Genomic DNA, 10,766 nt, shown 5'->3' with positions numbered 1-10,766 from the left:
GCGTGGCAGGGCGATACGGGTATGACGTATCAGGCGTGGCAGGCGCAGTGGAATCAGGCGATGGAGGAGTTGGTGCTTGCCTATCGGGCGATGGCCTCCACGCATGAGACCAACACGTTGATGATGAACGCGCGCGACACCGCCGAAGCCGCCAAGTGGGGCTGACGCAGCGCAAGTTCTGGCCTGTCGCGCCTGGCTTCGGGGGCATTCTTCGGGCGATCCGCGACGCGCACCCCGGCGTAGGGTCCTTGGAATGCCTCTAATGCGTAGTGACGGTGACAGTTGGGACATCACCACCAGCGTCGGGTCGACGGCCTTGTTCGTGGCCACTGCCCGGGCCCTGGAAGCCGCCAAACCCGATCCGGTGGCGGTCGATCCTTATGCGGAGCTGTTCTGCCGGGCTGCCGGCGGGGACTGGGCTGCCGTGCTGGACGGCAACCTGCCCGACCACGAGCTGTTGTCCAGTGAGTTCGGGCAGCACTTCGTCAATTTCCAGGGCGCGCGCACCCGGTACTTCGACGACTACTTCAGCGGTGTCGTCGAAGCCGGGGTGCGCCAGGTGGTGATGCTGGCGGCCGGACTGGACTCCCGCGCCTTCCGGTTGTCCTGGCCCGACGAGACAATGATCTTCGAGCTGGACCAGCCGCAAGTCCTCGGCTTCAAGAGTTATGTGCTGTCGCAGCGCGGCATCCGTCCCAAAGCCGACCGGCGTGAGGTCGCGGTCGATCTGCGCGAGGACTGGCCGCAGGCGCTGCGTGACGCCGGCTTCGACCCCGCCCAGCCCTCAGCCTGGATCGCCGAGGGCCTGTTGATCTACCTGCCCGCTGTCGCTCAGGAACAGCTGTTCACCGGTGTCGATGGCCTTGCCGCTTCGGGCAGTCACGTCGCGGTCGAGGACGGCGCCCCGATGCCCCAGGACGCCTATGAAGCCGCGGTTGCGGCCGAAGTCGAGGCAGGCGACGACACCCGCATCTTCCATCGGCTGGTCTACAACGAGCAGCACGCGCCTGCGGATCAGTGGTTCGGTGCTCGCGGCTGGACCGCGGCGGTGACGCCCCTGGCCGATTGCCTGCGCCAGTTGGGCCGTCCCGTCCCGGAGCCGGACACCCAGGCCGGTCAGATGATCTTGCGGAACACCCTGATGTGGGCGGTCAAGAGTTAGGAGCGGTCAGCGACCGCGGCGAGAACCGCTGTGGAAGCCGAACCGCGCATGCGGTAGCGTGCGGAACAATCGAAAATGATTTTCAATAAGGAGTCGGTGATGGGTTGGAACGACGTCGGCGCGCCAGCGTCCCGTTTGTGGGCTGAAAAGCCGCCTGCGGGAGTGATGGAAGTCGCCTGCCGACCGTCTCGATCGATCTCGACAGTTAGCTTATGCAATGCTAACTTCAGCCGGGTTGGTGCAGTCAAGAACAGTGAAGGGGCGAGCCACGCATGAACAACGGTGATGCGGCTCTGCTGGCCCCGCAACCCCGGGTCGACGAGGAAACCCTCAGCCGGTTCGCCACCTGCTGTCGAGCCCTCGGCATCGAGGTCTACCAGCGCAAACGTCCTGCCGACCTGACGGCGGCCCGTACTGGCTTCGCGGCGCTGACCCGGATCGCGCACGAGCAGTGCGACGCCTGGATCGGCCTGGCCGCCGCCGGCGATCAGTCGCCGCGGGTGCTCGCGGCCGTCTCGCAGACCGCCGCCAGCGCCGGCGTCCTGCAGCGGCGCCTGGACCTTCAACAGGGTGCGCTCGGGTTCCACTACGACACCGGGCTATACCTGAAGTTGCGCGCCACCGAAGCCGACGACTTCCACCTCGCGCACGCCGCGCAGCTGGCGATGGCCGGCCGGTGCGCCGAGGCGAACGCGGTGGTCGCCGAGATCGCCCAGCGGCGTCCCGACTGGAATGACGTTCGCTGGATGGCGATCGCGGTGAACCACCACGCCGGCCGCTGGTCGGACATGGTCAAGCTGCTGACTCCGATCGTCAACGACCCGGACCGAGACGAGTTGTTCACCCACGCCGCGAAGATCGCGCTGGGGATCGCGCTGGCGCGCCTGGGCATGTATGCCCCGGCGTTGTCGTACCTGGAGGAGCCGGACGGGCCTATCGCGGTCGCCGCCACCGACGGCGCCTTGGCCAAGGGACTGATCCTGCGGGCCCAAGACGACGAGGAATCCGCAGCCGAAGTGCTGCAGGACCTCTATGCCGCCAACCCGGAGAACGAGCAGGTTCAACATGCCTTGTTGGACCACAGTTTCGGGATCGTCACGACCACCGCGGCCCGGATCGAAGCCCGAACCGACCCCTGGGACCCCAACACGGAGCCGAGCGCCGAGGACTTCGTCGACCCGTCGGCCCACGAACGCAAGGCCGAACTGCTGGCCGAAGCCGAGCGTGAACTCGGCGAGTTCATCGGGCTGGCCGAGGTCAAGAACCAGGTGCAGCGACTCAAGAGCTCGGTGGCCATGGAAGTGGTGCGCAAGCAGCACGGCCTGGCCGTCGGCCAGCGCACCCACCACCTGGTCTTCGCCGGTCCGCCCGGGACCGGTAAGACCACCATCGCGCGCGTGGTGGCCAAGATCTACTGCGGCCTGGGCCTGCTGAAAAAAGAGAACATCAAAGAGGTGCACCGTGCCGACCTGATCGGTCAGCACATCGGTGAGACCGAGGCCAAGACCAACGCCATCATCGACAGTGCTCTCGACGGTGTGCTGTTCCTCGATGAGGCGTACGCCCTGGTGGCCACCGGCGCCAAGAACGACTTCGGACTGGTCGCCATCGACACGCTGCTGGCGCGGATGGAGAACGACCGCGACCGGCTGGTGGTGATCGTCGCCGGTTACCGGGCCGACCTGGACCGGTTCCTGGACACCAACGAAGGTCTGCGGTCGCGTTTCACCCGCAGCATCGACTTCCCGTCCTACCAGCCGGCGGAGCTGGTCGAGATCGCGCACAAGATGGCCGAGCAACGCGACAGCCGTTTCGAGCAGTCCGCACTCGAAGAGATGGAGGCGCTGTTCGGTCAGCTGGCCGAGGCGTCACACCCCGACGCCAACGGCGTCGCCCGGCGCAGCCTGGACATCGCCGGCAACGGCCGGTTCGTGCGAAACGTCGTCGAACGCTCCGAGGAGGAGCGCGAATTCCGGCTTGACCATTCCGAACAATCCGGCACCGGACTGTTCACCGATGAGGAGCTCATGACCATTACGACCGAAGATGTTCGTAACTCGGTGGCGCCGTTGCTGCGTGGCCTGGGCCTGGAGGCCAAGGCATGAGCGCGGCCCAATCCGACCGGCCCGATGACGAGCGGCGATCGTTCGCGTCACGGACCCCGGTCAACGAGAATCCCGACCGGGTCGAGTACCGGCGCGGTTTTGTCACCAAGCATCAGGTCAGCGGCTGGCGTTTCGTCATGCGGCGCATCGCCTCCGGCGTAGCCCTGCACGACACCCGGATGCTCGTCGAACCACTGCGCTCCCAAGCGCGTGCGGTGCTGATGGGACTGCTGGTGCTGGCCACCGTCGCCGCCGGCTGCTTCGTCTTCACCCTGATCTGGCCCAACAGCGCGGCCAAAGACGACCCGGTGCTGGCAGACAAGTCCACCTCCGCGCTGTATGTGCGCGTCGGCGACCAGCTGCACCCGGTGCTGAACCTGACCTCCGCCCGCCTGATCGCCGGCCGGCCGGTCAACCCGACCGTGGTGAAAAGCACTGCGCTGGACAAGTTCGCCCGCGGCAACCTGATCGGCATCCCCGGGGCCCCAGAACGCATGGTGCAAAGCAGCTCCCATGACGCCGACTGGACGGCGTGCGACTCGGTGACCGGCTCGACTGCCGGGGTCACAGTGATCGGTGGCCCGTTGGACTCCAACGGATCCCGTGCCGGTGCGCTCGAAGCGCAGGATGCGGTGCTGGCCGACAACGGTGCCGGCGCATGGCTGCTGTGGGACGGCAAGCGCAGCCGGATCGACCTGGCCGACCACGCCATCACCGGTGCCCTGGGTCTGGGCGAGCGGGGTTCGGCGGTGCCCACCCCGCGCCCGATCGCCACCGGCCTGTTCAACGCGATCCCGGAGGCGCCGGCCCTGGTGGCGCCGGTGATCCCCGGCGCCGGCGGCAAGCCGGCATACGATCTGCCCTCGGCCGCGCCGGTGGGCGCAGTTGTGGCGGCGCACTCGCTGGACGGCAACGCGCAAAGCACCCTGCGTTACTACGCGGTGCTGGAGGATGGTTTGCAGCCGATTTCTGGTGTGGTGGCGGCGGTGTTGCGTAATACGGATTCGCAGGGTTTGGAGCGGCCGCCGGTGTTGGGTGCTGATGATGTTGCGCGGCTGCCGGTTTCGCGGCAGTTGGATGTGTCGCGTTTCCCGGAGCAGCCGGTCAGGGTGGTTGATGCGGTGTCGGCGCCGGTGACGTGCGCGCATTGGAGCAAGCCGGCTGGGGCGAGCACGAGTTCGTTGACGTTGTTGTCGGGTTCGGCGTTGCCGTTGCGTGAGGGTGTGCAGACCTTGGATCTGGTGGGTGCGGGAGTGGGCGGCACTGCCGCACGCGTCGCGTTGACGCCGGGCTCGGGTTATTTTGCTCAGAGTGTCAACAGTGACCCGGCGGCCAACGCCAGCGCGGGCCCGCTGTTTTGGATTTCGGATACCGGTGTGCGCTATGGCATTAACACCGAGGCCGGCACCAATGGCGGCGAGGGAGACACCATCTCCGCGCTTGGTTTGAGTGGGCCGGCGTTGCCGATTCCGTGGTCGGTGTTGTCGCAGTTTGCTGTTGGTCCTGCTTTGTCGCGCAGTGATGCGTTGTTGGCTCATGATGGGTTGGCGCCGGATGCGCGTCCGGGTCGTCGTGCCACGGCTGGGTTGGGTGGCGTTTCTAGTGTTGGGGAGTCCCGGTGAGTCGTTTGATTTTTGAGGCCCGTCGTCGGTTGCCGGTGCCGCCGGTTGATCGGGGCACGATCACGATTGAGCCGCCGCCGGAGTTGCCGCGGTTGGTTCCGGCGTCGTTTTTGCAGCGGGCGTTGCCGGTGGTGATTGTGATTTTGATTGTGGGCATGGTGATTGCCATGGTCGCGACGGGGATGCGGTTGGTGTCTCCGGTGATGTTGTTCTTCCCGTTTGCGTTGTTGGTGGCGGCGGCCGGGATTTATCGGGGTGGTGATAAGAAGGCCCGCACGGTGGAGGTTGATGCTGAGCGGGCGGATTATCTGCGGTATTTGTCGGTGGTTCGCGACAATATTCGGGGGTCGGCGGCCAAGCAGCGGGCGGCGGCGCTGTGGTCGCATCCGGATCCGGCGGATTTGGTGGCGGTGCCGGGTTCGCGTCGGCAGTGGGAACGTGATCCTCATGATGAGGATTTTTTGGTGGTGCGCACGGGCCGGCATGCGGTGGGGTTGGCCAGTGCGGTGCGGGTGAGCGATACCGCTGATGAGATTGATTTGGAGCCGGTCTCTCACAGTGCGTTGCGCAGTTTGCTCGATACCCAGCGCACGGTGCGGGATGTGCCGGTGGGTATGGACTTGGCGAAGCTGTCGCGGATCAGCGTGCTCGGCGAGGGCCAGGACGCCGCTGATGAGGTGCGTGCGGCGGTGCGGGCGTGGGTGGCTCAGGCGGTGTGCTGGCATGACCCGACGATGTTGGGGGTGGCGTTGGCGTCACCGGAGTTGGAATCCGATGCGTGGAGCTGGTTGAAGTGGTTGCCGCACACTGATATCGCCGGTGCTGTCGATGGGGTGGGGCCGGCCCGTTATCTGGCGGGCAGTGGTGAGGAATTGGTGTCGTTGTTGGCGCCGGTGTTGGCGGGGCGTGCACCGTTTACCGGTGAGCCGGCTGAGTCGGGTCGGCATTTGTTGGTGATCATCGATGACCCTGATTTTGATGTGGCGGCCTCGGTGTTGGGGGCAGCCCGCGCCGGGGTGAGTGTGATTGTGCGGGCGACGGTGGCGCCGAGCCGGGAGCAGTACTCCGATCCTGAGCGTCCGATCCTGCGCATCAGCGCCGGTGGGGGTGCGATTGATCGGTGGCAGTCGGGGGGCTGGGTCCGTTATGTCGATGCCGCCGATTCGTTGGGGGCTGCGCAGGCGGCGCATGTGGCGCGGCGGCTCTCCCGCTGGGATTCCAACCCGACCCATGCCGGGTTGCGCTCGGCGGGCACTCGGGGGGCCACCTTCACCAGCTTGTTGGGCATCAGCGACGCCTCCCGGTTGGATGTGGCGGCATTGTGGTCCCCGCGTAGCCGGGAAGAAGAACTACGGGTGCCGATTGGGGTGACCGCGACCGGGGAGCCGTTGTACTTCGATCTCAAGGATGAGGCCGAGGGCGGGATGGGTCCGCACGGGTTGATGATCGGCATGACCGGCTCGGGTAAGTCCCAAACTTTGATGGCGATCTTGTTGTCCTTGTTGACCACGCATTCGGCGGATCGGTTGATCGTGATCTACGCCGACTTCAAAGGGGAGGCCGGCGCCGACATCTTCCGGCACTTCCCGCAGGTCGTTGCGGTCATCTCGAACATGGCCGAAAAGAAATCCCTCGCCGATCGCTTCGCGGACACGTTGCGCGGTGAGGTCGCGCGGCGGGAGTTGTTGCTGCGTGAGGCGGGCCGCCGGGTTCAGGGCAGTGCGTTTAACTCGGTGACCGAGTATGAGGCCGCGATCGCCGCCGGTCATGACCTGGCGCCGATCCCGACGTTGTTCATCGTCGCCGATGAATTCACCTTGATGCTGGCCGATCATCCCGAGTACGCCGAATTGTTCGACTATGTGGCCCGTAAGGGACGCTCATTTCGCATCCATATCCTGTTCGCGTCGCAAACGTTGGATGTCGGCAAGATCAAAGACATCGACAAGAACACCTCCTACCGCATCGGGTTGAAAGTCGCCTCGCCCAGCGTGTCTCGCCAGATCATCGGGGTCGAGGACGCCTATCACATCGAGTCGGGCAAAGAACACAAAGGCGAAGGGTTTTTGGTGCCGGCCCCGGGTGCGGCCCCCATCAAATTCCGCAGTACTTATGTCGACGGGATCTATGACCCGCCCCGGCAATCACCGGCGGTGGTGATGCATGCCCTGCCGGAGCCGAAACTGTTCACCGCCGGTGCCGTCGATGCCGGTACGCAGACCACCGTCGTGGGCGAGGTCGACGAAGAGACCCTGGGTCCGCCGCGCAAGCTGATCGCCACCATCGGCGATCAGTTGGCCAACTACGGGCCGCAAGCCCCGGCATTGTGGTTGCCGCCACTGGATGACCCGATCCCGCTGGCGACCACGTTGGCTTCTGCCGGGATCGCCGAGCGGGCGTTGCGCTGGCCGCTGGGTCAGATCGACAAGCCCTTCGAGATGCGCCGCGACCCGCTGGTCTTCGATGCCCGCTCCGCGGCGGGCAACCTGCTCATCCACGGCGGCCCCAAATCAGGCAAGACCACGGCGCTGCAGACGTTCATCCTCTCCGCCGCGGCGCTGCATTCACCGCGGGAAGTCAGCTTCTACTGCCTCGATTACGGCGGCGGCCAACTGCGGGCCCTAGAAGAGCTGGCCCATGTGGGCAGTGTCGCCTCCGGGTTGGAGCCCGAGAAGATCCGGCGCACCTTCGGCGAACTCGAACAGTTGTTGACTGCGCGTCAGCAACGCGAAGCGTTCCGCGATGGCAGCATCGGCGCCCTCAACGACGGCTACGGCGAAGTCTTCTTGGTGATCGACAACCTGTATGCGTTCAGCCGGGATAACACCGATGCGTTCAACACCCGCAACCCGCTGCTGGCCAAAGTCACCGAACTGGTCAACGTCGGCCTGGCCTACGGCATCCACGTCGTGGTCACCACCCCGAGCTGGCTGGAAGTCCCGTTGGCCATGCGCGACGGCCTCGGCCTGCGCCTGGAACTGAAACTGCACGATGCCCGCGACAGCAACGTGCGGGTGGCCGGAGCGTTGACCCGTCCGGCTGAGGCGGTGCCGGCCAACCAACCCGGGCGTGGTCTGACCATGGCCGCTGAGCATTTCTTGATCGCCGCACCGGATCTGGCCCAGATCGAGGAGATCAACGCCCGCCATCCCGGGCTGGCCGCACCGCCGGTGCGGTTGTTGCCGACCAACCTGGCCCCCGAAGAAGTCGGGGTGCTCTACCCCGCGGTCGATCATGTGGTCATCGGGGTCCGCGAAGAGGACCTGGCCCCCGTGCAGGTGGACTTCACCACCAACCCGCTGCTGCTGGTGCTCGGGGACGCCAAATCCGGCAAAACCACCCTGCTGCGCCACATCATCCGCACCGTGCGCGAGCACTCCAGCGCCGATCAGGTCGCGTTCACCGTCATCGACCGCCGTTTGCACCTCGTCGATGAACCCCTCTACCCCGACAATGAGTACACCGCGAACATCGACCGGGTCACCCCGGCCATGCTCGGCCTCTCCGCGTTGATCGGCTCCCGCCGGCCCCCCGCAGGCCTATCGGCAGCGGATCTGGCCTCCTGGAGCTATGACGGCCACACCCACTACCTGATCATCGACGACGTCGACGCCATCCCCGACACCCCGGCCCTGACCGGCCCCCACGCCGGGCAACGACCATGGACCACCCTGATCGAACTGCTCTCCCAAGCAAACGATCTCGGACTACGGGTCATCGTCACCGCACGCGCCACCGGCTCAGCACACGCCTTAATGACCAACCCACTACTGCGACGACTCAACGACCTGCAAGCCACCACCCTCATGCTCTCCGGCAACCCCGCCGACAGCGGCAAAATCCGCGGCCAACGCTTCGCACGCCTACCCGCAGGACGCGCAATCCTCCTAACCGACAACGACGAACCCACCTACCTACAACTAGTCAACCCGCAATTCAGCCAAACCTTGACGCGCTGACGCGTATCGAATTACGGAAGGGGAAATTGTCATGACGCTCAATGTGGTTCCGGAAGGTCTCGCCGCCGCCAGTGCAGCGGTCGAGGCATTGACCGCCCGTCTGGCGGCAGCGCAGGCCAGCGCCGCCCCGCTGATCACCGCGGTGGTTCCACCAGCCGCCGACCCGGTGTCGCTGCAGACCGCTGCCGGTTTCAGCGCGCAGGGCAGTGAGCACGCCGCGGTGGCGGCGCAGGGCGCCACTGAGTTGGGCCGCGCCGGTGTCGGTGTCGGTGAGTCTGGTGTCAACTACGCCGCCGGTGACGCGGCGGGCGCCTCGACGTATTTCTTGGGCACGCGCGGCTGATGATTTCCGCCCCGGTCTGGATCGCCTCCCCGCCGGAGGTGCATTCAGCATTGCTGAGCAGCGGCCCCGGACCGGGTCCGTTGCTGTCGGCTGCCGGGGTGTGGAATTCATTGAGCGTCGAATACGCCTCAGTGGCAGACGAACTCACCGCGCTGCTCGGGGCGGTGCAGACCGGCGCATGGCAGGGACCCAGCGCCGAGCAGTACTTGGCCGCGCACGCGCCGTATCTGGCGTGGCTGGGCCAGGCCAGCGCGGACAGTGCCGGGGTAGCCGCGCAGCATGAGGTGGCCGCCACGGCGTACACCAGCGCACTGGCGTCGATGCCGACACTGGCCGAACTGGCCACCAATCACATGACGCACGGGGTGCTGGTAGCCACCAACTTCTTCGGGATCAACACGATCCCGATCACGCTCAACGAAGCCGACTATGTCCGGATGTGGATCCAGGCAGCCACCACCATGAGCACCTATCACGCGGTGTCCGGTGCGGCCCTGGCGTCGGCGCCGCGGCCGGTGGAGGCCCCTCCGGTGGTCAAGTCCGATTCGGCCTTGCCCGCCGACGACACTTCCTCGGGGGGCATCGGGGACTTCTTCACCCGGCTGTTCGAACAGCTCGGCCAGCTCCTGGCCAACCCGATCGGGGTGATCCGGGAGATCCTGAGCACGCCCGGCGCCCTGGTGACCTGGTTCCCCTTGCTGTTCTTCATCGCGTACGAGGCCTTCTTCATCCCGTTCGGCTTCACCTTCTGGGGAGTGATGCTCGGCGCGACGATCATGGTGCCGATCGTCCTGGGCGTCGGGCTCGCCTACCTGGCCGACCTCCTGGGCGGGGACTGGACTATGGACGCGGTCGCCAAGCCGGCGCCGGGTCCGGCCGCCCCATCGCCCGATCGGCCGACCGTCGCGGTGGCGGGCTTTGGGCCCGGGATCGCCACACCCGGTGCGGCGAGTGTTCCGGCAGCGCCGCCCGCCCCGGCGGCGGCACCTCCCGCTCCGGCAGCCGGGGCGATGGGCTTCGGCTACCTGGTCGGAGGGGGCGACCCGGGTACCGGACTCGGCCCGACCCTGACCGACCGCAACAAGGCGCAGGCACCGTCGTCACGGGTGCCCGCTGCCGCGGCGGCGGTGAGCAGCTCAGCCCGGGAAAGATCTCGGGCGCGGCGGCGGCGTCGCGCTGTCCTGCACGACCACGCCGACGAGTTCATGGACATGAATTCCGGTCCTGCAACCGATCCCGCCGGGGAGACGCCGTCCACGGCTGGATCGGACCGCGGCACCGGGCCGCTCGGATTCACCGGAACGGTGGAAAAGCGTGCCGGCAGTGCGGCATCCGGGTTGACCACCTTGACCGGTGACGGATTCGGCGGCGGCCCGAATATGCCGATGTTGCCCGATACCTGGAGCGATAAAGAACTTGGCGACTCCGCTGGGGAGTCGGAATCGGAACCGAAGTAGAAGTCAGGAAAGGAGTGCGGGGATGAGTATGTTGGATGCGCATATTCCGCAGTTGGTGGCGTCGGAGTCGGCGTTTGGTGCCAAGGCGGCGTTGATGCGGTCGACGATGGCGCAGGCG

Annotated in this window: 7 protein-coding genes and 1 pseudogene; all 8 read left to right on the top strand. The window is 66.4% G+C overall.

Translation table 11 applies throughout. The features are described 5' to 3' along the window. The coding region (locus tag LI94_RS17910; RefSeq protein WP_046302038.1) for a WXG100 family type VII secretion target at window positions 1-165 on the top strand (165 nt) is incomplete at its 5' end. A 97-nt stretch (window positions 166-262) separates the two neighbouring features. Continuing rightward, the gene (locus LI94_RS17905; RefSeq protein WP_046302037.1) at window positions 263-1,162 is read left to right on the top strand and encodes a class I SAM-dependent methyltransferase; all 900 of its coding nucleotides are present in this window, start codon (window positions 263-265) and stop codon (window positions 1,160-1,162) included. Between the two features lie 272 nt (window positions 1,163-1,434). Beyond that, window positions 1,435-3,267 carry a type VII secretion AAA-ATPase EccA gene (gene eccA, locus LI94_RS17900; protein ID WP_046302036.1) on the top strand — a complete coding sequence of 611 codons (1,833 nt, stop codon included), beginning with the start codon at window positions 1,435-1,437 and terminating at the stop codon, window positions 3,265-3,267. Next, window positions 3,264-4,889 (top strand): type VII secretion protein EccB, encoded by a 1,626-nt coding sequence (gene eccB, locus LI94_RS17895; RefSeq protein WP_024443854.1) that lies wholly within the window; start codon window positions 3,264-3,266, stop codon window positions 4,887-4,889. Before eccA ends, eccB begins: the two co-directional genes overlap by 4 nt. Next, complete coding sequence (locus tag LI94_RS17890) at window positions 4,886-8,848, top strand: type VII secretion protein EccC (RefSeq protein WP_046302035.1); 3,963 nt, start codon at window positions 4,886-4,888, stop codon at window positions 8,846-8,848. Before eccB ends, LI94_RS17890 begins: the two co-directional genes overlap by 4 nt. Window positions 8,849-8,879: 31 nt before the next feature. Continuing rightward, entirely contained in the window at window positions 8,880-9,191 is a 312-nt protein-coding gene (locus tag LI94_RS17885) for a PE family protein (RefSeq protein WP_024443852.1), read from the top strand. After that, window positions 9,191-10,648 carry a PPE family protein gene (locus LI94_RS17880; RefSeq protein ID WP_046302034.1) on the top strand — a complete coding sequence of 486 codons (1,458 nt, stop codon included), beginning with the start codon at window positions 9,191-9,193 and terminating at the stop codon, window positions 10,646-10,648. Before LI94_RS17885 ends, LI94_RS17880 begins: the two co-directional genes overlap by 1 nt. Before the next feature lie 22 nt (window positions 10,649-10,670). Further along, window positions 10,671-10,766 (top strand): annotated as a pseudogene (locus tag LI94_RS17875) (type VII secretion protein EsxS); the annotation flags it as partial.

This window comes from Mycobacterium sp. UM_Kg27 (assembly GCF_000972905.1).
Classification (GTDB): Bacteria; Actinomycetota; Actinomycetes; order Mycobacteriales; family Mycobacteriaceae; genus Mycobacterium.
This window is presented reverse-complemented; position numbering and strand designations above follow the sequence as displayed.

Excerpts from the sequence above, each read along its gene's own strand:
- LI94_RS17885 (WP_024443852.1), top strand. The coding sequence starts at position 8,880 with ATGACGCTCAATGTGGTTCCGGAAGGTCTCGCCGCCGCCAGTGCAGCG.
- eccA (WP_046302036.1), top strand. The coding sequence starts at position 1,435 with ATGAACAACGGTGATGCGGCTCTGCTGGCCCCGCAACCCCGGGTCGAC.
- LI94_RS17905 (WP_046302037.1), top strand. The coding sequence starts at position 263 with ATGCGTAGTGACGGTGACAGTTGGGACATCACCACCAGCGTCGGGTCG.
- eccB (WP_024443854.1), top strand. The coding sequence starts at position 3,264 with ATGAGCGCGGCCCAATCCGACCGGCCCGATGACGAGCGGCGATCGTTC.
- LI94_RS17880 (WP_046302034.1), top strand. The coding sequence starts at position 9,191 with ATGATTTCCGCCCCGGTCTGGATCGCCTCCCCGCCGGAGGTGCATTCA.